Source organism: Thiobacillus sp. SCUT-2, from assembly GCF_035621355.1.
GTDB lineage: Bacteria > Pseudomonadota > Gammaproteobacteria > Burkholderiales > Thiobacillaceae > Thiobacillus > Thiobacillus sedimenti.
Genome location: NZ_CP141769.1, coordinates 176,224 through 195,854 on the forward strand (window position 1 = coordinate 176,224; position 19,631 = coordinate 195,854).

Consider the following 19,631-nt stretch of genomic DNA (forward strand, 5'->3'; position numbering starts at 1 on the left):
CCGCCGGCCCTGATCCGGCCCGACGCATTCCGGGCCCGCTCAGGCCGGGTGCGCGACGGGCGGGAAGTGAAGCGTGGCGGCAAAGCCATGGCCGCCGTCGGCGCGCGGCAGGCCCTCGCCCAGTTCCAGCCGGGCATGGGAGAGCGCCGCGACGCGGGCGACGATCGACAGCCCCAGTCCGCAGCCTTCGCTATCCGTCTCGCCGCGCACGAAGCGGGCACTCAGCTCCGAATGCAGGCCGGGTGCGACCCCCGGGCCACTGTCGGCGACGCTGATCACGCAGCCATGCGCGGCGCGGGCGAGGCGAACGTCGATCCGTGCGCCCGGGCCGGCGTAGCGCACCGCGTTGTCCACCAGGTTGCGCAATGCGATCTGCAGCCACGCGGGCGTCACCGCAATCCGGCAGCCCTCTGCCGCTTCGACGTTCAGGATCTGCCCCTGGCGCTGCGCCTGCGGTGCCAGTTCCTCGCATACCTTCGCAACGAGGCCTGCCGGGTCGAGTGGCTGCGGCGTGGCTTCCTGGCGCGCCGGTTCGACGCGCGCCAGCGTCAGCAACTGCTCGACCAGGTGGCTCATCCGGTCGACGCCCTCGATGACCTGCGCCAGCGCGTGCCGCTGGCCGTCGGCGGTCTGCGCGCGCAGCGCGACCTGCGCCTGCACCTTCAGGGCGGCCAGCGGCGTGCGCAACTCGTGCGCCGCATCCGCAGTGAAGCGGCGCTCGTTTTCGAAGGCCTCGGTGACGCGCCGGATCAGCGCATTGAGTGCGGTCCGCAGCGGCGCGATCTCGTTCGGCAGCGCCGGTGACTCGTCGAGAACGGTCAGCGCCTGCGGGTCGAGCATGCCCACCTGGCGCGCCACCGCGTCTACCGGGCGCAGGTTGCGGCCGACGCCCCACCAGACGGCCAGGGCCATCAGCGGCAGCGCCAGCGCGGCGGGAAGCAGCAGCGACAGGCCGATCTCGCGTGCCAGCCCCTCGCGGGCGGCGTGCGCCTGGCCGACGACCACCCGGTATTCGTCGTCGGCATCCTGCACGACATAGAAGCGCCAGCGCACGCCCTGATACGGACGCTCGCTGAATCCTCCCGGCAGGTCCGCGTCGAAGCCGCGCCGGCCCCTCGAAGACACCAGGCGCTGCATCCGGCCGTCCTTGTCGTGCCACACCTCGAACGCGATCGGAACGCCATGGTGGCGGCTGTGATCGCGCAGTTCTTCGACGAACTCGTCCACTTCGCCCGCTGCGACGATCGCCAGCAGCGTGTCGGCGACCTGCGTCATCTGGGCGTCGAGCAGAATGTCGGCCTCGTGGTGGGCGCGCTGATAGACGATCAGCGCCGACAACAGCCAGATCGCCGCGACCGAACCGGTCAGCAACCAGACCAGCCGCCGGCGCAGGGAATAGGGTCGGCTCATGGCGCGGGCGCACCCGACGACGCCATGTAGCCGACGCCGCGCACCGTGCGGATCAGGTCGTTGCCGAGCTTGCGCCGCAGGTGATGGATGTGCACCTCGAGCGCGTTGCTGTCCACGGCATCGTTCCAGGTGTAGATCTGCTCCTCCAGCATGCGGCGGCTGAGCACGCGATCGGTGTTCTGCAGCAGCAGATGCAACAGGTCGAATTCGCGCGGCGTGAGCTCGACTGCCTGTCCGGCGCGCGTCACGGTGCGGGCGGCGGGATTGAGCTCGACTTCGCCGACGGCAAGCAGCGGCTCCGGCCGGCCGTGGGCGCGCCTGACGAGCGCGCGCAGGCGCGCCGCGACCTCGTCGAGGTCGAACGGCTTGAGGACGTAATCGTCGGCGCCGAGGTCGAGGCCCCGCACCTTGTCTTCGAGCCGGTCGCGCGCGGTGAGGATCAGGACCGGCGTCGCATCGTGGCGCGCGCGCAGCCATTGCAGCACCGACAAGCCATCGCGCTTGGGCAGGCCGAGGTCGAGCACGACCGCGGCGAAGGCCTCGGTGGACAGCGCGGCCACGGCAGCCTCGCCGTCGCGCAGCCAGTCGACCGCGTACCCCGCCTGCGTCAGTCCCGCCTGCAGGCCGTCGCCGAGCAGGCGGTCGTCTTCCACCAGCAATATGCGCATCGCTCCGGTTTATCCTCCGGCCATCATTTGGGGATCCTGACCGCGTCCTCGTCGAATAGACCCTGTTCCGCCTGCCGGTGGCACGCCGCGCAGTTTGCCGCGGAACCGATCGATTTGCGCGACCACACGGCGTGTGGCACCTCGTCGTGCTTGCGGACGAACCAGCGTGTTTCGGTGATTCGCAGCGGGGCATCGTTCGCGCCCAGGCTCCGCATCACCCGGCTGCCCATGCGGCTGGTCCCGGAATCCGCGGCGTTCGTCTCCAGGAAGCGCAGGATATCAGCCTGGGTGGCCGGATCAAGACTCGCGTTCTCGCCGAAGTGGTGGTCGAGGCCGCCCATCAGGCGGCGCCACGACGCCTTCGGCAGGAAGGCGGGCGCGTAGGCCACGTGGCAGCTTGCGCATTCCTGTTGCCAGGCCTTGCTGACGGTCTGCGGCAGGACACGACCGCCGCCGTCGCCGCGTGCCTCGTTGGACGGCAGCGAAAAGGCGAGCAGGCTCGCAAGGCCGACCGCACCGACGACGCCGATGCCGCGCAGGAAATAATTGTTCATGATGTGCTCCTCAGCGGGCCTGGCTCAGCCAGGCAATGAAATCGCCCTTTTCCTGCGCGCTGCATTCGCGCTGCAGGACATCCTGGCAGTTGCGGCGAAACCACTTCTCGACCTTCGCCGCGTCGGTGAAGCGCTGCGGGTTGGCCGCCGGCGCCAGGGGCTCGATGCGCTTGCCGACGCGAGTGCGCCCCGGCTGCGCGGGATTGCTCGTGTGGCAGCCGGCGCAACTCACCGCCTGGCCGTTGCGGCCGGGGTGCTCGGTGCGGTAGAGCGCCGCGCCGCGCTGCGCCGACAGCGACGTGACCGGCACGCCTGCCTCGTGCGCATAGCCTGCCATCAGGCTGGCGGGACTGTCGGCGGCCGCTGCCGCGCCGGCGGCGAGGGCAAGCCAGGCAAGCCCGATGAAGGCGACGCGCTTAGTCATGATGCACCCCGCTCTCCACCATGTGGTACTGCTTGCCGGTGATCATGCTCTGCGCGACGCGTTCGCCGCGCCACTGATGGAACGCCAGCGCCGCCAGGTGCAGCCCGATGAAGCCGAGCATCAGCACGAAACCGGCTTCGTGCGGTTCGCCGAGCACGTCTTCCAGCCAGTCGGCGTTGCCGAACCAGGCAGCGAGCGGGCCCGCGTTGTATTCGGCGGCGGCGAGCCCGAGGCCGGTCACGACCATGAACGCCATGACGCCGTAGGCGAACAGATAGGCGAGACTGGCGAGGGGATCGTGCCCTGCGCGGTGCTTCGCGGGCAGGCGCAGATGCGTGAGGCTGTCCTTCCAGACGGCGGGATGCCACAGGTCGCGCCAGCGCGCGCTGGCGGGGCCGACCAGGCCCCACAGCAGGCGCGTGACCAGCCCGGCGGTCAGGACATAGCCGGAGAGGATGTGGACGTTCCAAATCGCCTTTTCATAGGGGCCGTGCTCGAAGGCTTCGGCGAGCTGGCTGGTCGCGACGAGAACCACGATCGACAGCGCGAGCGTCCAGTGCAACGTGCGCAAGAGCGGATCGAACACACGATGAGGATGGGTCAGGGAATGTGACATGAGCGTCTCCTTGTGCGGATGTTGGAGCGGACTCTACGTGTGCTAGCTTAGGAATACCTTAAGGCGGCGCGTGCCGCGAAGGCGCCGCCGCGATGGCTATCGCCGTCTGATCCGCCGGACGGATCGGCTCAGGCTTCCCGATCCTTAATCCAGGCTTAAGGATCGGAAGCCAGAATGCGCGCCGACGTAATCGATTCCTTTCATGGAGATCAGGTGTGATCACTCGGATTTTCGCCTTGGCGCTGCTCGGCGCCGCGCCCGCATTCGCGGCTGAGGTGCTGCCGCTGACGGCGGCGCAGAAGCAGAATCTCGGCGTCGTGACCGCCCCGGCCACGACGCAGGCGGCCAGCCCGGCGCTGACCTTTCCGGCCCGGGTGACGCTGCCGCCTGCCAGCGTGCGGGTGATCGCTGCCGCCGGGGCCGGCCTCGTCACCCAGCTCCACGTCCAGGCAGGCGACAGCGTGAAGCGGGGGGCGCCGCTGGTGACCCTGTCGATGCCCGGCCTGGCCGACGCCCAGAACGCCGTGACGCAGGCACGGCTGCGCGCCCAGCTTGCAGCGGGCAATGCAGACCGTGACGAAAAGCTGTTCGGCGAAGGCCTGATCGCCGAGTCGCGCCTGCGCGCCGCGCGGACGGAGTCGCAATCGGCGCGCGCGAGCCTCGTCGCCGCGCGGGCGGCGTTGGCGCTGCTGGGCAGCGGCCGGGTCGCCGGCAGCGCGATCACGCTGACCGCGCCGATCGCCGGCGTGGTGACCGAGAGCGTGGCCGAACCGGGGCAGCGCGTCGATGCGGGGACGGCGCTGGTCAAGGTCGCGGACCTGTCGAAGCTGGCGCTGGAGATTCCGATGTCGACCGCGCAGGCGCGCCAGGTCGCGGTCGGGCAATCCGTGACGGTGGCGGACAGCACGGCGAGCGGGCGCGTCACCGCGGTGCTGCCGCAGCTGGATGCCTCGCAGAGCGTGCTGGTGCGCGCGAGCCTGACTGATCCCCGGAGCCTGCTGCGCCCGGGGCAGTCGGTTCAGGCGGCGCTTGCGGGAGCCGCCGTCGCCCGGACGCAGCGGGTGCCGGCCAGCGCGCTGGTGTGGAAGATCAACGTGCCCTACGTGTTCGTCGAGACGGCGCAGGGCTTCGTGCCCACGCCCGTGCAGCTGGTGCGGCAGAACGCCAGCGAGGCCGAAATCGGCGGCCTCGCCGCGGGCAGCCGCGTCGCGGTCAAGGGTGTGTCGGCCCTCAAGGCGCAGTGGCTGGCGGAGTAAGCCATGCTGAACATCGTCACTGAATTTGCGCTGGCGCGCCGCTGGCTGGTGCTGGTGCTGGCGCTGGTGCTGGCAGGGCTGGGCGTGCGGGCGTTCCAGCTGATCCCGATCGACGCCTTTCCCGACGTGTCGACGACGCAGGTCAAGCTGATCCTGAAGGCGCCGGGCATGACGCCGGAAGAGGTCGAGGCGCGCATCACCCAGCCGGTCGAGGCCGAGCTGCTCGGCATTCCGCACCAGACGATCCTGCGCAGCCAGTCGAAGAACGCGCTGGCCGACATCACCGTGGACTTCGAGGAGGGCACCGACATCTACTGGGCGCGCCAGCAGGTGGCGGAGCGCTTCGCCAACGTCAAGGGCGACTTGCCGGCCAACGTGTCGGGCGGCCTGGCGCCGATCTCGACGCCGCTGTCCGAGCTGTTCATGTTCACCATCGAGGGGCCGCTCTCGCTGGCCGAGAAGCGCACCCTGCTCGACTGGACGGTGCGTCCGCAGCTGCGCGCGCTGCCGGGCGTCGCCGACGTCAACTCGCTCGGCGGCCGCGTCGCCACCTTCGCGGTCAGCCCCGATCCGGCCGCGCTGGCCGCGCGCGGCATCACGTTCGACGAGCTGCGCACCGCACTCGAGAAGAACACGCGCAACGACGGCGCCGGCCGCGTCAACGAAGGCGAGGAGGCCTGGGTCGTGCGCGTCAACGGCGGCGTGGCCTCGCTCGACGAGCTGCGCCGGATCGGGATCAAGAACGTCGGCGGCGTCGTCGTCACCGTCGGCGACGTCGCGCAGGTGACGATGGATGCGCTGACGCGTTACGGTGCCGTGACGCAGAACGGCCAGGGCGAGGCGGTCGAGGGCCTGGTGATCGGCTTGAAGGGCGTGAACGCGGGCGAGCTCATCAAGCACGTCAAGGCGAAGCTTGCGGACATCCAGGCCACGCTGCCCAAGGGGGTGACGATCTCGCCGTTCTACGACCGCTCGCAGCTGGTCAACCGCGCCGTCGGCACGGTCAGCAAGGCCCTGCTGGAAGCGGCCGTGCTGGTGGTGGTGCTGCTGCTGCTGTTCCTCGGCAACCTGCGCGCCGCGATCGTGGTCGCGCTGATCCTGCCGCTGTCGGTGCTGGCGACCTTCGTGCTGATGCGCCAGTTCGGGCTGTCGGCCAACCTGATGAGCCTGGGCGGGCTGGCGATCGCGATCGGCCTGCTGGTCGACGCGGCGGTCGTGGTCGTCGAGAACGTCGTTGCGCATCTGGCGCACGATCCCGACAACACCGAGGTGAAGCCCGTCCAGCGCGTGCTGTGGGCGGTGCAGGAAGTGGCCAAGCCGGTCGCATCCGGCATCGCGATCATCGCCATCGTGTTCCTGCCGCTGCTGACGCTGCAGGGGCTGGAGGGCAAGCTGTTCGCGCCGGTTGCGCTGACCATCGTGTTCGCGCTGGGCGCGTCGCTGCTGCTCGCGATCACCGTGATTCCGGTGCTGGCGTCGCTCCTGCTGAAGCAGGCCGCGCACGAGGATCCGTGGCTGCTGCGCACGATCCAGGGCTGGTACACGCCGCTGCTCGATCGCGCGCTGGCCCGGCCCAAGCTCGTCTACGCGACGGCCGGCGTGCTGATGCTGGCGGCGGCCGGTGTGTACCCGCTGATCGGCAAGACCTTCATGCCGGTGATGGACGAGGGCGACATCCTGCTGCAGCTGGAAAAGCTGCCGTCGATCAACCTCGAGCAGTCGGTCAGGCAGGACACCCGGGTGCAGCAGGCGCTGCTGAAGAACATTCCGGAAATCCGTCGCATCGTCGGCCGCGTCGGCGCCGACGAGCTGGGGCTTGATCCCATGGGCCTCAACGACACCGACACCTTCCTGGTGCTGAAGCCGATGGCCGAGTGGCGCCGTCCGGACAAGGCGTGGCTGACCGGCGAGATCCGCAAGGTCGTCGAGGGCTTCCCGGGCATCGCCTACAACTTCACCCAGCCGATCGACATGCGGGTGTCGGAAATGCTGACCGGCTCGCGCGGCGACGTCGCGATCAAGATCTTCGGCCCCGACCTCGCGACGCTGAACCGGCTGGCAGGCGAGATCTTCAACGTCGTCGAGAAGGTCCCCGGCGCAACCGACGTCTACACGCAGCAGAATGCCGGCGTGCAGTACCTGCAGGCGGAGATCGACCGCAACGCCGCGGCCCGCTTCGGACTCTCGGCCGACGACATCGCGATGCTCCTGCGCACGCAGCTCGAGGGCGAGGTCATCGGCGTGATCCAGCAGCAGGGGCGCCGCGTGCCGCTGCAGCTGCGCGGCCCGGCCAGCCTGCGGGAATCGCCCGACGCGCTGCAGGCGATCCGCCTGACGCTGGCCGACGGCCGCGAGATCAGCCTCGACCAGGTCGCGCATCTGAAGCGCACCAACGGGCCGGTCGCGGTGAAGCGCGAGAACGCCGCACGCTTCACGGTGGTGCAGTCCAACGTGTCGGGGCGCGACCTGGTCAGCTTCGTCGAGGACGCGAAGGCCGCGGTCGCCGCGCAGGTCAAGCTGCCGCCCGGCTACCGGCTCGCCTGGGGCGGCCAGTTCGAGAACCAGCAGCGTGCGGCCGCGCGGCTGATGCTCGTGGTGCCGGTGGCGCTGCTGCTGATCGGCTTTCTGCTCTACGTCACCTTCGGCGACGTGCGGCAGGCGGTGCTCGTGATGATGAACGTTCCGCTGGCGCTGGTCGGCGGCATCTTCGCGCTCGCCATCTCGGGCGAATACCTGTCGGTGCCGGCGTCGGTGGGCTTCATCGCGCTCCTGGGTATCGCCGTGCTGAACGGCGTCGTGCTCGTGAGCTACTTCAACCAGCTGCGCGAGCAGGGCCTGCACGGCGACGCCGTGGTGCGCGACGGCGCCCTGCGTCGCCTGCGGCCGGTCCTGATGACGGCCAGCATCGCCGCCTTCGGCCTGGTGCCGCTGCTGTTCGCGACCGGACCCGGCTCCGAGATCCAGCGCCCGCTCGCCATCGTCGTGATCGGCGGCCTGGTCAGCGCGACGATGCTGACCCTCGTGATGCTGCCGCTGCTGTACCGCCAGTTCATCTTGAAAGGAGAGCGTGCATGAACGCCGTGCACACCCTGAGCCTCGCGCTGGCTCTGGCCATGGCCAGCACCGCCCGAGCCGACTACCTGCCCGACCCGGCGGCGGCCGAGGCGGCCCTGTGGGCTTCGTCTCCGGTCGCACAGGCGCGCGGCGAGTACGACGCGCAGACGCTGAGAAGCGCGAGCCTGAAGCGCGGCCGCGAGGAATGGACCGTCGGCGCCGACGCGCTGCAGCGCCGCATCGATGCGCCGCAGGAGCGCTATCCGGAATGGGGCGTGGCGGTTTCGCGGCCGCTGCGCCTGCCCGCGCGCGCGCAAGCCGACCGTGCGCTCGCGAAGGCGCTCACCGCGCACGCCGAGGCAAGCCTCGGCGAGGCGCTGCACGAAAGCGGGCGGCAACTGCTCGCTGCGTGGTTCGCGTGGCTCGGTGAGGCCAGCCAGGCGCCGTTGTGGCGGGCGCAGGTGCAGCTTGCCGAACAGCAGCTCGATGCCGTCAATGCGCGCATCCGCCTGGGTGAGGCGCCGCGCGCCGATCGCGTGAGTGCCGAGGCGGCGCTGGCGCAGGTGCGCCTGCAGCAACAGCAGGCCGCGATGCGCGAGCAGCAGGCGCGCAGCCGCCTGCTGGCGCAGTTTCCCGGACTGCCGGTGCAGGCCGACCTTGCGCTGCCGGCACCGCAGGCGCCCGGCGGCACTGCCGAGGAATACGTCGGTCGTGTGCTCGAGCACGACCATGAACTGGCGCGGGCGCGGCGTCAGGCGGACATGCTGCAGGCCGAGGCGCGCCAATTCGCCAGCCGCCGCAGCGTCGATCCCAGCATCGGCGTGTTCTACAAGAACGAGATGGGCGGCAACGAGCATCTGGTCGGCGTGAGCGTCGGGCTGACGCTGCCGGGGCCGGCGCGTCGCACCGACCAGGAGGCGGCCGAGCGGCTCAGCACCACCGCCCAGGAGGCGGCGCGGCGGATGGAGCAACGGCTGCGCCAGGAAGCGGGCGCGAACTTCGAGGCCGCGGTCGCCCAGGCGGCGAACTGGCAGCAGGCGGATCGCGCGGCGGGCGCGCTGGCGGAGGCGGCGCGACTGGCGGCGCGCGCCTACGGTCTCGGCGAGGGAAGTTTGGACCAGGTCCTGCTCAACCGGCGGCTGGCGCTGGATGGCCAGTTGCAGGCGCAGCAGGCGCGCCTCGATGCCCTCTCCGCCGAGGCGCGCCTCAGGCTCGATGCGCACCAGCTGTGGCCGCTCGACCTCGGCGCCGAGGACGGCGCCCACGCGCATCCCTAGTCGGCCGTCGAAGCATGCCGCGCGGGCGGCGATGCGGGCTGTCCGGGCGTGCTCGCAGGGCACGACGCCAGGCGACGGATCGTTCCCGTTCCGCGCAATCGCGGCGCGCGGAACGTGTTGCGGGGCCTGTCAGGGCCGGGCCGGGACCGATGCGCCGTGGCTCAGGCGCCGCGCCTCTTCCTGCATCGCTGCGATCTGCTCGGGCTTCAGTTGCCACACCAGGCTGTCGCGCGCCTTGGCTGCAGCGTCCACCCCCTGCGCGGCGGCGAGGTTGAACCAGAGGTAGGCGCGGGCCTTGTCCATCGCGGTTCCGGTGCCGTAGCGGTACATTTCTCCGAGACTGTACTGAGCGCTGGCGTAGCCGGCCTTCGCGGGCTTTTCGATCCAGCTGAAGGCGGCCTGGTAATCCTGCACCACGCCCCGGCCCTGCAGCAGGGCGAGGCCGTAGCGATACTGCGCCTCCGGCAGGCCCTGCTGGGCGGCCAGCGCAAACCACTTGGCGGCTTCCTTGTCGTTCTGGATGACGCCGTCGCCCTCGGCATAGTGCATGCCCAGCTGCAGCTGGGCTTCGGCATCGCCCCGCGCCGCCCGCGCGCTCGGCAGGACCGTCGGCGCGCGCACGTCGGGCTGGGGGTTCGTCGCGAGCGTGAGCCACGCCGTTGCGGCGACGAGGGCGCCGGCGCTGCCGAGCAGCATCAGCGGCTTCAGCACGCTGAGTGTCCAGAAACGATGGCGACAGTCGCGGCAGCGAAGCGGCTTGTGCAGCAGCAGATGGCGGATGCCGTCGTGTGCGTGCAGCGACCCGGTGCGAATCTTGTGGCTTCCGCATTGGGGGCAGACGTGCGGCATTGCGGCCCTCAATGGATCCGTGCGGCGAGATGGTCGACCGCGGCGCGGACGTCGGCGTCCGTCAGCGCGGGGTTGGCGCCCTTGGGCGGCCGGGCATTGCGGCCCTGCAAGGCCGAGGTGTCGAACGGGATCGCACGGGGCGCCGGAGAGGCGACGGGCCCGGGGGGGCCGACGCCGGTCAATGCGTCTTCGCTGTCGCCGCAGGCCGCGAGCGACGGGGACCCCAGCGTGACGAGAAGAAAGGTCTCTTTCACCATCGCGGCGCCCCTGGGCGCGTCCGGGGGAACACCCGGCACGCGCCGCATCGGATTAAAGCTTGCCGCCGCCTTCGGTGACCAGATAGGCCACGGCGTTGGCGACGTCGGCTTCGCTCAGGGAAGCGTTGCCGCCCTTGGCGGGCATGGCGCGGATGCCGTGCAGCGCATGGTCGTACAGCGTCGCGTAGCCCTGGCTGATGCGCGGGCCCCAGGCCGCCTTGTCGCCCAGCTTCGGTGCGCCGGCGACGCCGGTGCCGTGGCAGGCCACGCACGTGCCTTCGAACACGGCCTTGCCCTTGGCCGGGTCGGGCTTGGCCGGCGCGGCCGCGGTCTTGCCGGCGTCGGCAGCCTTGCCGGCAGCAGCCGGGGCAGGCGCTTCGGGCGCCTTGAAGTCGGCGCCTGCGGCATTGGCCATGTAGGCCACGGCGCGCGCGACCTCGGTATCCGACAGGTCGCCGTCGCCGCCGCGCGGCGGCATCTGGCGGATGCCTTCGAGCGCGTGCTTGATCAGCGTGTCGTAGCCCTGCTTGATGCGCGGCCCCCAGTCAGCCTTGTTCTGGAACTTGGGAGCCCCCAGCGCGCCCGGCGTGTGGCAGGTGGTGCACACCGCCTCGAACACTTCCTGGCCCGACTTCTCGACCTTGGGCGCGTTGGCGTCGAGCGCAGCCAGCGTCGCGAACGGCTTGATGCGTTCCAGCGTCGCCTTCTGCGCGGCCTCGCTGCTGGTGTCGGGCTTGTGCTTGGCCTGAATGCTGAGCACCAGCATGACGATCAGGAAAATAGCCAGCAGGGGTGCGAACAATCCGGCAAGAACCGAAATGAGGATTTCCTGCGGCGTGGCTTGAGTCATCTTGGCGTGCGAATCGGCCATGAAAGTTTCCTTGGGGGGTGGCATCGAAAGCCGGGATTATAAGGAAAGCCTCACGGACAGGAAAGGGCGCGGGGCCGCCGGATGGACGCCGCACGGCAAACCGGCTATGCTTCGCCGCTCTTGGCGCCCGTAGCTCAGCTGGATAGAGTACTGCCCTCCGAAGGCAGGGGTCGTGCGTTCGAATCGCGCCGGGCGCGCCAGTTTCCTGATCATGATCGGCTGCATCCCCTTGTCCCGCAAGGGTCTAATCTCCGCGCAGCGGGGGTAAACTCTGCCGCTGGCGTCACTTTCGAGTCTCTAGAATCATGGCCATTCCCACCCCAACCGACATCAAACTGCATCAGGCTTCGCACAAGATGGAGATCGCGTTCAACGACGGCGCGCGCTTCGAACTGCCCTTCGAGTTCCTGAGGGTCTATTCGCCGTCCGCCGAGGTGCGCGGCCACGGCCCGGGCCAGGAAGTGCTGCAGGTCGGCAAGCGCGACGTGCTGATCAACGCGGCCGAGCCCGTGGGCCTCTACGGCATCAACCTGTTCTTCTCCGACGGCCACGACACCGGGATCTATTCCTGGGAATACCTTTACGACCTGGGCGTCAACCAGGCGGCGCTGTGGGACGCGTACCTCAAGCGCATGGACGCGGCCGGCGCCTCTCGCGACCCGGGCATCGCCAAGATGTTCGAGCAGCGCCCGAAGGGCAAGTAAGCCGCTCGATGCCGTCGCTGTCCGAGCCTGTTCGACGCGCCCTGCGGGGCGCGTTGTGTTTGGCGGACCGCACATGACGTTTCCTGCCGCGCTCGCCGAGGCCATCGCCGCCGCCACCGGCGCCCCGTTTGGCGCGGCGCATCTCGCGACCGTCGGCGGAGGGGACATCCATCAGGCCTGCAGCGTGAGCGACGGCGCGCGGCGGTTCTTCGTCAAGCTCAACACCGCCGCCCGGTTGTCGCTGCTCCAGGCCGAGGCGGAGGCGCTCGCCGCGCTGGCGGCGTCGGGCCGCGTGCGGGTGCCGCAAGTCGTGTGCCTCGGCGTGTCCGGCGACAAGGCCTACCTGGTGCTGGAACATCTGGACCTGCGCCAGGCCGGCGACGCCGCGGCGCTGGGCGCACAGCTGGCTGCGCTGCATCGCGTGGCGCAGCCGCGATTCGGGTGGGCGCGGGACAACTGGATCGGCAGTATGCCGCAGCCGAACGGCTGGCACGACGACTGGATCGCGTTCTGGCGCGACCAGCGGCTCGGCTACCAGCTGCGGCTGGCGGCGCGGAATGGCTATGGCGGCACGCTGCAGCGCGACGGCGAATCGCTGCTCGCGGATCTCGACACGTTTTTCGACGGCTACACGCCTGCGCCATCGCTGCTGCACGGCGACCTGTGGGGCGGCAACCACGGCTATCTCGCCGACGGCACGCCGGTGATCTTCGACCCCGCGAGCTACGTCGGCGACCGCGAATGCGACCTCGCGATGAGCGAACTCTTCGGCGGCTTCGCGCCGGCTTTTCACGCCGCCTACCGGGAGGCATGGCCGCTCGACCCGGGCTACGCGGTGCGGCGCACGCTCTACAATCTGTACCACATCCTCAACCACGCCAACATGTTCGGCGGCGGCTACGCGGCGCAGGCGGCGCGGATGGCCGCGCAGCTGGTGGCACAGATTCGTTAGGCCTTTCATGTTGCAGCGCCTGCTGATGCTTGTCCTTGTGCTCGGCCTCGCCGCCTGCTCCGGTCTGCCGCGCAATGCGGTCGCGCCGAAGCTGAGCGTGGCCGACGTGCGCCTCGGGCAATTCGACCTCTTCGAGCAGCGCTTCGACGTGGGCCTGAAGGTCGAGAACCCGAACGACTTCGGATTGACGATCGAGGCGCTGGAATTCGAGCTGGACGTGAATGGGCGTCCGTTCGCCCGCGGCGTGTCCCACGAGGCGACGCGGCTTGCCGCCGCCGCGACGACGGTTGTGCGGGTCGATGCCGTGACGCAGTCGAACGACCTGATCCGGCAGTTCAAGACCCTGCCCGGGATGCTGAAGGACGGCGTGCCTTACCGGATCAGGGGGCGGGTGAAGACCGACCGGTCGCCGCTCTGGCTGCCGTTCGACCATGCGGGCATCTATGGCGGCAAGGAAGGACACCCCGCCGGGCGCGCGATCTGAGGATTCAGGCGGCGAGCGAGCGCAGGGTCGGGACGGCGAGGCCGAAGTGATCGGCGTGGGCGAGTGCACGCGCCAGCCGCGCCGGCGCCGAGCGTCCGGTGCAACCGTGGTTCGGATCGCCGTCGAAGGCCTCGAGCATGCCGGCGATGAGCTTCTTCCGATCATGCGCCACGCCGGTCAGCGCATCCTGGATGTCGATCACCTCGTTCGCCACCTGGCGCGCGAAGGCTTCGTGCTTTTCCCACAGTTCGGATACGGTGCCGCCGGTCTTGAGACCTGCGATGTTGGTGGTGAGGATGTAGACGTTCTTTCTCACGAGCTCGAACAGCATTTCGGCGCCCGGCGCGACTTCACGGCATGGCAAGTCGATCGATGCCAGGGCGCGGCACAGCAGCGCCGCGCCGGGGCCGGCCACCGGCGAGGGAATCAGCGGCTTGGCATCGGTACCCTTCTTCTTCTCGAACCACACCGAGATCACGGTGGGGTCGGCGTAATGGTATTGCGCCCAGTCGCGTGGCAGCAGCTCGTTCTGGATCAGCGCGACGCGCGGCCGCCACGCGCCGGGCATCGCCGCAAGCACCGTATGCAGATCGTTTTCGGCGACCGCGACCAGCACGAGTTCCGGATCGGGGTGGGCGTGCGCGACGGTGAACAGGTCGTCGCCGCGGTTGACCGGGATCACGGTGTGGCCGCTGCGCAAGAGGCCGCCGGCGAACACGCGGCCGAGCTGGCCGAGACCGATGACGACGACTTCGTTAACCGGTTTGGGCGCGCGCAGCGCGTCGTTTCCCCCCTCTCCTGCGCGCGGGAGAGGGTTGGGGAGAGGGTCGCTCGTCACTCCAGTCCCTTCGAATGCAGATACTCGTCGTAGCTGCCCAGGTAGAACTCGACGCCCTCCGGCGTGATTTCGAGAATGCGCGTGGCGAGGCTGGAGACGAACTGGCGGTCGTGCGAGACGAAGATCAGCGTGCCCTTGAACAGGTCGAGCGCGAGGTTGAGCGACTCGATCGACTCCATGTCCATGTGGTTGGTCGGCTCGTCCATCACCAGCACGTTGTGGCGGCCGAGCATCAGCTTGCCGTAGAGCATGCGGCCCTTCTCGCCGCCCGAGAGCACGCGCACCGGCTTCTTCACCTCGTCGCCGGAGAACAGCAGGCGGCCGAGGATGCCGCGGATCACCTGCTCGTCGTCGCCCGGCTGCGCCCACCGGTGCATCCAGTCGGTGAGGTTCATGTCGGAATCGAAGTCGGCCGCATGGTCCTGCGCGAAGTAGCCGATGTTGGCGTTCTCGCTCCAGCGCACTTCGCCGGCCTGCGGCGCAAGTTCGTTCATCAGGAGCTTCATCAGCGTCGACTTGCCGACGCCGTTGCCGCCGATGACGGCCAGCTTCTCGCCGGCCTCGAGCGAGAAGCCGAGGCCGGACAGGAGCGGTGCGTCGTCGTAGCCGAACCGGAGGTTCTCGACCTCGAGCGCGCGGCGGTGCAGCGCCTTCTCCGGCTCGAAGCGGATGTAGGGGTTCTGGCGCGAACTCGGCTTGAAGTCGTCGATCTTGATCTTGTCGATCATCTTCATGCGGCTGGTCGCCTGGCGCGCCTTCGACTTGTTCGCGGAGAAGCGGCGCACGAACTCCTGCAGTTCGGCGACCTTCTCCTTGGCGCGGGCGTTGGCGGCGGCCTGGCGCGCCTTGGCCTCGCTCGAGGCCAGCATGTAGTCGTCGTAGTTGCCCGGCCACACCTTGATGGTGCCGTAGTCGAGGTCGGCCATGTGGGTGCAGACCTGGTTGAGGAAGTGGCGGTCGTGCGAGATGACGATGATGGTCGCGTTGCTCTCGTTCAGCACCGTCTCCAGCCAGCGGATGGTGTTGATGTCGAGGTTGTTGGTCGGTTCGTCGAGCAGCAGGATGTCGGGATTGGAGAACAGCGCCTGCGCCAGCAGCACGCGCAGCTTGAAGCCGGGCGCGATCTCGCCCATGGTGCCCTGGTGCTGCTCGGTCGGGATGCCGACGCCCAGCAGCAGTTCGCCCGCGCGCGCTTCGGCGTCGTAGCCGCCCAGCTCGCCGAACTTGCCTTCGAGCTCGGCGGCGCGCAGGTAGTCCTCCTCGGTCGCCTCCGGGTTCATGTAGATGGCGTCCTTCTCCTGCATCACCTTCCACATCTCGGCGTGGCCCTGCAGCACCACGTCGAGGACGCGCTGCTCCTCGTAGGCGAACTGGTCCTGGCGCAGCCAGGCCATGCGTTCGCCGGGGTCGAGCGAGACGTTGCCGGCGCTCGGCTCGAGCTCGCCGGCGAGAATCTTCATGAAGGTCGACTTGCCGCAGCCGTTGGCGCCGATGAGGCCGTAGCGGTTGCCGTCGCCGAACTTGACGGAGACATTCTCGAACAGCGGCTTGGCGGCGAATTGCAGGGTGATGCTGGAGGCGGTGAGCACGGCGGATTCCCGGAATTGCTTGAAAAACGAGCAATTTTAGCATTCTTTGGGCAGGGCCCCGAGGTCGCCGGACCGTGCGCCGCGAGCGGGCGACGGGGCGGGCAGCGCGGCGGCCGCGCCCCGTCAGCGTGCCAACGCGGGGTGATCGGCGGTCGGCCGGTCGAGGTGGTAGCCCTGCACCAGGTCGACGCCGAACTGGCGCAGCAGCCCGAGCGTCGCGCCGTCCTCGACGTATTCCGCGACGACCGACTTGCCGAGGCCGAGCGCGACGCTGACCATGGCCTGCACGAACACCTGGTTGTCGGGGTCGGCGGGGAGGTCGCGGATGAAGATGCCGTCGATCTTGATCGTGTCGACGTTGAGATGCTTGAGATAGGCGAACGAGGCGAAACCGACGCCGAAATCGTCGAGACAGACCCCGCAGCCGAGCTGGCGCAAGGCCTCGATCATGCGCTGCGCATCGTGCAGGTCGGATACCGCTGCGGTCTCGGTGATCTCGACGAGCAGCCGGCTCGGCTCGACGCCGCTGCGCCGCAGCTCGTCGCCGATGTATTGCGGCAGGCCCGGCTCGGACAGCGAGCGGCCCGACAGATTGAGCGCGATCGCCGGAATCGCCCGGTTGTCGGCCAGACGGCGCACCGTCTCGTGGATCACCCAGCGATCGATGTCGAGAATGCGGCCGCTCTTCTCGGCGAGCTGGATGAAATGCGTGGGCATGATCAGCTGGCCCGGCTTGCGCTCGTCGATCATGCGGATGAGTGCCTCGAGATGCGAGAGCGTGCCGTCTTCCGTCCGGTACACGCCCTGGTAATGCAGCTGGAACAGGCCCTTGTCGAGCGCATTGCTGATGCGCTCGCCCCATGACAGGCGGCTGCGCATCTCGGTGTCGGCGACCGTGTCGGCGCGGAACACGCGCCACGTGTTCTTGCCGGCGTCCTTCGCCTGGTACATCGCGATGTCCGCGCGAGCGACGAGGTCGTCGGCATCCACCGCGTGCTCAGGGTAATAGGCGATGCCGAGGCTGGTGGTCAGCCGCAGGCTCTGGCCTTCGAAGCGGAAGGGGAGCTGGGCGATCGCGCGCACCACGCGATCGGCCAGGATCTCCGCCTCGCTCCCCTGCACCCCCGGCAGCAGGACGGCGAACTCGTCGCCGCCGAGGCGCGCGAATACTTCGTTGCGCCGCACCAGTGCGCCGATTTCGCCAGCCACGCGGATCAGCAGCGCGTCGCCGGCGCGGTGGCCGTAGCTGTCGTTGATGGTCTTGAATTCGTCGAGATCGAAGAACATCACCGCACAGCGGCCCTGGTGGCGGTCGGTCTCCATCATGGTGCGCGCCAGCTCCTGCTGGAAGCGATGGCGGTTGTAAAGGCCGGTGAGGGCGTCGCGTTCGGCGAGATACACGAGCTGCTCGGCCGTCTGCCGTTCCCGGGTGATGTCCTCGTAGATCCAGAGATGGCCGATGAAGCGGCCTTCGCGGTCGCGAACGGGGTAATCCAGTTCGGTGATCACGCGGCCGTCGGCCATCTGGATCTCGTAGCTGTCGGACAATTCGCGCGTCTCCAGCACCGACAGCAGGTGCTTGGAGAAATGGTCCGGTCGCGCCAGCGCCGCGGCGGAGTCCGCCAGCACGTCGTGCGCCGGCTGGCCGATCAGGCTCGTTCCCTCGTCGATCATCCACATGCGCGTGAACGCGGGGTTGTGGTAGATCACGCGGCCATCGGCCGCGACGAAGAGGATGCCGAGGTTCATCGCGGACAGCAGCGAAACCAGGCGGGCACGCTCCTGTTCGGTCTCCTCAAAGTACTTGCGCTGCAGATTCTCGGCCGTGCGCAGTTCGCCGATGGCCTGGCGCAGGCTCGCTTCGGTGGCCTTGAGGTCGTCGACGCTGTGGATGCTGGCGCGGATGCCCTGGTAGACGCCGCCGTAATCGTGGATCGGCTGCCAGTTCACCACCGCCCAGAAATGGCCGCCGTCCTTGCGGCACAGGCGCAGCGTGTAGCCCTGGCCGGAGGTGCCGCGCAGCGCCTGGCGCAGCTGGAATTCCGCCGCGGTACGGTCATCCGGATGGATGACGTCGGCCGGAAAGCGCATTTCGCCCATGCATTCGCCGACGGTGTAGCCGAGCATGCGCTCGACCGACGGGTTGACCCACAGCAGTGCCCCTTCGGGCGACAGCCAGAACTCGAGATCGTGGGTGTAGTCGGCGATGGCGTGGAAGCGCGCCTCGTTCTCGCGCGCGCGATCGATGTTGAAGCGGACCGACTCGGCCATGCGGTTGAAGGTGTCGATCAGCTGGCCGATCTCGTCCCGTCCGCCGTCGGACAGGTTGACGTCCAGATCGCCCTGCGCCATGCGCTTGCTGGCGCGCGTGAGCGCCTCGAAGCGGCGGATCACGCCGCCGACCGACAAGGCGAGGAGAACGCCGGTCAGCAGCAGCGCCAGCAGGGCGATGACGAGGCTCTGCTTGAGGTAGCGGCTGCGGGCCTGCTTGATGAAGTCGCCCGAGAGCACCATGGCAATCTCTCCGTAGCGCTGGCCCGCAAACTCGACGGGCTGGACCAGCCGGAAGTCGTCCTCCGTGCCGTCGCTTCCGGTCCGCTGCACGCTGCGCCCGGCGCTGTCGCGCACCTCGATCAGCTTCAGGCCGCCTTCGCGGTGCATGGTCTCGACGACGTCGCGCACGCTCGCATCGTCCTGCTGCGACAGCGGGGCGAGCAGCGCCGCCACCAGCGCCTTGCCGACGTCGCGTGCGCGGTTCTCCGCCTGCTGCTGCAATTCCGCGCTGGTCAGCTGGACCCCGTTGACGATGAGAAAACCGAGCATCAGCGCCTCGACGCCCAGCGCGGCGAGCGTGAGCTTGTAACGCAGCGACAGCCGGCCCAGCCAATTCCTCATGGCCGGGCCCGCATCATTTGTTCCACCTGCAATGCATAGGGCCGGAAGGCGCGCAGCTCGCTGCCGTCGACGGCGACGAGGCCGCCATAGCCGCCGCGCTGCATGAAGGCCTCGCCGGCGGGCGTGGCGGCGAACTCGAGCAGGGCCTTGCGGATCGCCTGCGCGTCGCGGTCCGTCAGGCGCGGATGGGTGAGATACATCAGGCTGGAGAGGGGCGGTGTTTCGATGAGCACGCGCAACTGCCGGCGCGCGTCTTGCGGCAGCAGGCTGTACGGGTGCAACCCGACCATGGCGGCGGAGGCGCGGCCGTTGACGACCTGCATCACCGCGTTGAGGTGGGTGCCGTAGTCGATCGTCTCGTAATCGAAGTTGCGACGCAGTCCGTGCGCGGCGAGCTCTGCCTGAACCGCCAGCGCCGTCACGGCGAGCGCATCGGGCGTCGCGATCGTGCGGCCGCGCAGCGCCTCCGGCGTATGGTAGGGCGAGTCGGCCCTGACGACGAGAAGGCCCTGTGTCTGCCGGGCGTACTTCAGCAGCGGGCGGTAGCCCGCGTCCTGCCGCGCCAGCCAGGCAAGGTGCGGCGCCGTGAGCACGATGTCGTAGTCACCCTCGCGCGTGCGCGCGGCGAACGTCTTGAAGTCGCGCGCGCTGTATATGACCACGCGCCGCCGCAGGCGCTTCTCGATCGCGTCGGCGAGCGGCTGGTAGGTTTCCAGGATCTGCTTGGCGGTCATGTTGGGGAAGGCGCCGAACACCAGCGGTGCATCGGCTGCGCGGCCTGGCGGCGCCGCAAGCAGCAGCACCGCCAGCAGGGCGGCCAGGCCCCACGGCATCGACGCGCTGCAGCGACGCGCCGCGGAGGCGCGCAGTGCAATCAACACGCGTCGGGCCAGGCCCGACCACACGAGCAATCGATGCAAGGTCGCTTTCCCC

18 protein-coding genes and 1 tRNA gene are annotated in these 19,631 nt (G+C 69.3%); 7 read left to right on the top strand and 12 right to left on the bottom strand.

Annotation, left to right across the window (positions count from 1 at the left end; all coding sequences use genetic code 11):
* Positions 1-39: 39 nt before the first annotated feature.
* From VA613_RS00845 to VA613_RS00865, 5 genes are read right to left on the bottom strand one after another with little or no spacing between them, the layout of a single operon-like run.
* Entirely contained in the window at positions 40-1,410 is a 1,371-nt protein-coding gene (locus VA613_RS00845) for an ATP-binding protein (RefSeq protein WP_324779977.1), read from the bottom strand.
* Positions 1,407-2,078 carry a response regulator gene (locus tag VA613_RS00850; RefSeq protein ID WP_324779978.1) on the bottom strand — a complete coding sequence of 224 codons (672 nt, stop codon included), beginning with the start codon at positions 2,076-2,078 and terminating at the stop codon, positions 1,407-1,409. Before VA613_RS00850 ends, VA613_RS00845 begins: the two co-directional genes overlap by 4 nt.
* A 23-nt stretch (positions 2,079-2,101) precedes the next feature.
* Positions 2,102-2,632 (bottom strand): diheme cytochrome c, encoded by a 531-nt coding sequence (locus VA613_RS00855; protein ID WP_324779979.1) that lies wholly within the window; start codon positions 2,630-2,632, stop codon positions 2,102-2,104.
* A gap of 10 nt (positions 2,633-2,642) precedes the next feature.
* Complete coding sequence (locus VA613_RS00860) at positions 2,643-3,056, bottom strand: DUF1924 domain-containing protein (RefSeq protein ID WP_324779980.1); 414 nt, start codon at positions 3,054-3,056, stop codon at positions 2,643-2,645.
* A complete protein-coding gene (locus VA613_RS00865) occupies positions 3,049-3,672 on the bottom strand; it encodes a cytochrome b/b6 domain-containing protein (RefSeq protein WP_324779981.1) in 624 nt (207 codons plus the stop codon). Before VA613_RS00865 ends, VA613_RS00860 begins: the two co-directional genes overlap by 8 nt.
* A 215-nt stretch (positions 3,673-3,887) precedes the next feature.
* Between VA613_RS00865 and VA613_RS00870 the strand changes: the two genes are divergently transcribed.
* The 3 genes from VA613_RS00870 to VA613_RS00880 are packed head-to-tail and all read left to right on the top strand — an operon-like array spanning position 3,888 to position 9,259.
* Complete coding sequence (locus VA613_RS00870; RefSeq protein ID WP_324779982.1) at positions 3,888-4,928, top strand: efflux RND transporter periplasmic adaptor subunit; 1,041 nt, start codon at positions 3,888-3,890, stop codon at positions 4,926-4,928.
* Positions 4,929-4,931: 3 nt separating this feature from the next.
* Complete coding sequence (locus tag VA613_RS00875) at positions 4,932-8,003, top strand: efflux RND transporter permease subunit (protein WP_324779983.1); 3,072 nt, start codon at positions 4,932-4,934, stop codon at positions 8,001-8,003.
* On the top strand, positions 8,000-9,259 hold the full coding sequence (locus VA613_RS00880; protein ID WP_324779984.1) for a TolC family protein: 1,260 nt from the start codon (positions 8,000-8,002) through the stop codon (positions 9,257-9,259). Before VA613_RS00875 ends, VA613_RS00880 begins: the two co-directional genes overlap by 4 nt.
* A gap of 129 nt (positions 9,260-9,388) precedes the next feature.
* On the opposite strand, the gene VA613_RS00885 is transcribed toward VA613_RS00880, so the two are convergent.
* From VA613_RS00885 to VA613_RS00895, 3 genes are read right to left on the bottom strand one after another with little or no spacing between them, the layout of a single operon-like run.
* Positions 9,389-10,108, bottom strand: coding sequence for a tetratricopeptide repeat protein (locus VA613_RS00885; protein ID WP_324779985.1), 720 nt, complete (start codon positions 10,106-10,108; stop codon positions 9,389-9,391).
* A gap of 8 nt (positions 10,109-10,116) precedes the next feature.
* Entirely contained in the window at positions 10,117-10,365 is a 249-nt protein-coding gene (locus tag VA613_RS00890; protein WP_324779986.1) for a hypothetical protein, read from the bottom strand.
* A gap of 52 nt (positions 10,366-10,417) precedes the next feature.
* Positions 10,418-11,236, bottom strand: a complete 819-nt coding sequence (locus VA613_RS00895; protein WP_324779987.1) for a c-type cytochrome — start codon at positions 11,234-11,236, stop codon at positions 10,418-10,420.
* A gap of 123 nt (positions 11,237-11,359) precedes the next feature.
* On the opposite strand from VA613_RS00895, the gene VA613_RS00900 reads away from it, so the two are divergent.
* The 4 genes from VA613_RS00900 to VA613_RS00915 all read left to right on the top strand — a co-directional run bounded on the left by VA613_RS00900 (position 11,360) and on the right by VA613_RS00915 (position 13,376).
* A tRNA-Arg gene (locus VA613_RS00900) sits at positions 11,360-11,436 on the top strand.
* A 105-nt stretch (positions 11,437-11,541) separates the two neighbouring features.
* A complete protein-coding gene (locus VA613_RS00905) occupies positions 11,542-11,940 on the top strand; it encodes a DUF971 domain-containing protein (RefSeq protein ID WP_324779988.1) in 399 nt (132 codons plus the stop codon).
* Between the two features lie 73 nt (positions 11,941-12,013).
* Entirely contained in the window at positions 12,014-12,892 is an 879-nt protein-coding gene (locus VA613_RS00910) for a fructosamine kinase family protein (RefSeq protein ID WP_324779989.1), read from the top strand.
* 7 nt (positions 12,893-12,899) lie between these two features.
* Positions 12,900-13,376, top strand: a complete 477-nt coding sequence (locus tag VA613_RS00915; RefSeq protein WP_324779990.1) for an LEA type 2 family protein — start codon at positions 12,900-12,902, stop codon at positions 13,374-13,376.
* A gap of 4 nt (positions 13,377-13,380) precedes the next feature.
* Here the strand turns inward: VA613_RS00915 and VA613_RS00920 are convergent, their stop codons facing one another.
* The 4 genes from VA613_RS00920 to VA613_RS00935 all read right to left on the bottom strand — a co-directional run bounded on the left by VA613_RS00920 (position 13,381) and on the right by VA613_RS00935 (position 19,579).
* Positions 13,381-14,214 (bottom strand): Rossmann-fold NAD(P)-binding domain-containing protein, encoded by an 834-nt coding sequence (locus VA613_RS00920; protein WP_324779991.1) that lies wholly within the window; start codon positions 14,212-14,214, stop codon positions 13,381-13,383.
* Positions 14,211-15,803: an ABC-F family ATPase gene (locus tag VA613_RS00925; RefSeq protein WP_324779992.1), complete on the bottom strand. Its 1,593-nt coding sequence runs from the start codon at positions 15,801-15,803 to the stop codon at positions 14,211-14,213. Before VA613_RS00925 ends, VA613_RS00920 begins: the two co-directional genes overlap by 4 nt.
* A gap of 123 nt (positions 15,804-15,926) precedes the next feature.
* Positions 15,927-18,698, bottom strand: coding sequence for an EAL domain-containing protein (locus tag VA613_RS00930; RefSeq protein ID WP_324779993.1), 2,772 nt, complete (start codon positions 18,696-18,698; stop codon positions 15,927-15,929).
* A complete protein-coding gene (locus tag VA613_RS00935) occupies positions 18,695-19,579 on the bottom strand; it encodes a phosphate/phosphite/phosphonate ABC transporter substrate-binding protein (RefSeq protein WP_324779994.1) in 885 nt (294 codons plus the stop codon). The genes VA613_RS00930 and VA613_RS00935 overlap by 4 nt, the downstream gene beginning before the upstream one ends.
* Positions 19,580-19,631 lie beyond the last annotated feature (52 nt).

Bases quoted from the DNA above. Each gene is read 5' to 3' on its own strand.
- VA613_RS00910 (WP_324779989.1), top strand. From the start codon at position 12,014: ATGACGTTTCCTGCCGCGCTCGCCGAGGCCATCGCCGCCGCCACCGGC.
- VA613_RS00905 (WP_324779988.1), top strand. From the start codon at position 11,542: ATGGCCATTCCCACCCCAACCGACATCAAACTGCATCAGGCTTCGCAC.
- VA613_RS00880 (WP_324779984.1), top strand. From the start codon at position 8,000: ATGAACGCCGTGCACACCCTGAGCCTCGCGCTGGCTCTGGCCATGGCC.
- VA613_RS00895 (WP_324779987.1), bottom strand. From the start codon at position 11,236: ATGGCCGATTCGCACGCCAAGATGACTCAAGCCACGCCGCAGGAAATC.
- VA613_RS00860 (WP_324779980.1), bottom strand. From the start codon at position 3,056: ATGACTAAGCGCGTCGCCTTCATCGGGCTTGCCTGGCTTGCCCTCGCC.
- VA613_RS00915 (WP_324779990.1), top strand. From the start codon at position 12,900: ATGTTGCAGCGCCTGCTGATGCTTGTCCTTGTGCTCGGCCTCGCCGCC.
- VA613_RS00865 (WP_324779981.1), bottom strand. From the start codon at position 3,672: ATGTCACATTCCCTGACCCATCCTCATCGTGTGTTCGATCCGCTCTTG.
- VA613_RS00875 (WP_324779983.1), top strand. From the start codon at position 4,932: ATGCTGAACATCGTCACTGAATTTGCGCTGGCGCGCCGCTGGCTGGTG.
- VA613_RS00850 (WP_324779978.1), bottom strand. From the start codon at position 2,078: ATGCGCATATTGCTGGTGGAAGACGACCGCCTGCTCGGCGACGGCCTG.
- VA613_RS00890 (WP_324779986.1), bottom strand. From the start codon at position 10,365: ATGGTGAAAGAGACCTTTCTTCTCGTCACGCTGGGGTCCCCGTCGCTC.
- VA613_RS00855 (WP_324779979.1), bottom strand. From the start codon at position 2,632: ATGAACAATTATTTCCTGCGCGGCATCGGCGTCGTCGGTGCGGTCGGC.
- VA613_RS00930 (WP_324779993.1), bottom strand. From the start codon at position 18,698: ATGAGGAATTGGCTGGGCCGGCTGTCGCTGCGTTACAAGCTCACGCTC.
- VA613_RS00885 (WP_324779985.1), bottom strand. From the start codon at position 10,108: ATGCCGCACGTCTGCCCCCAATGCGGAAGCCACAAGATTCGCACCGGG.
- VA613_RS00845 (WP_324779977.1), bottom strand. From the start codon at position 1,410: ATGAGCCGACCCTATTCCCTGCGCCGGCGGCTGGTCTGGTTGCTGACC.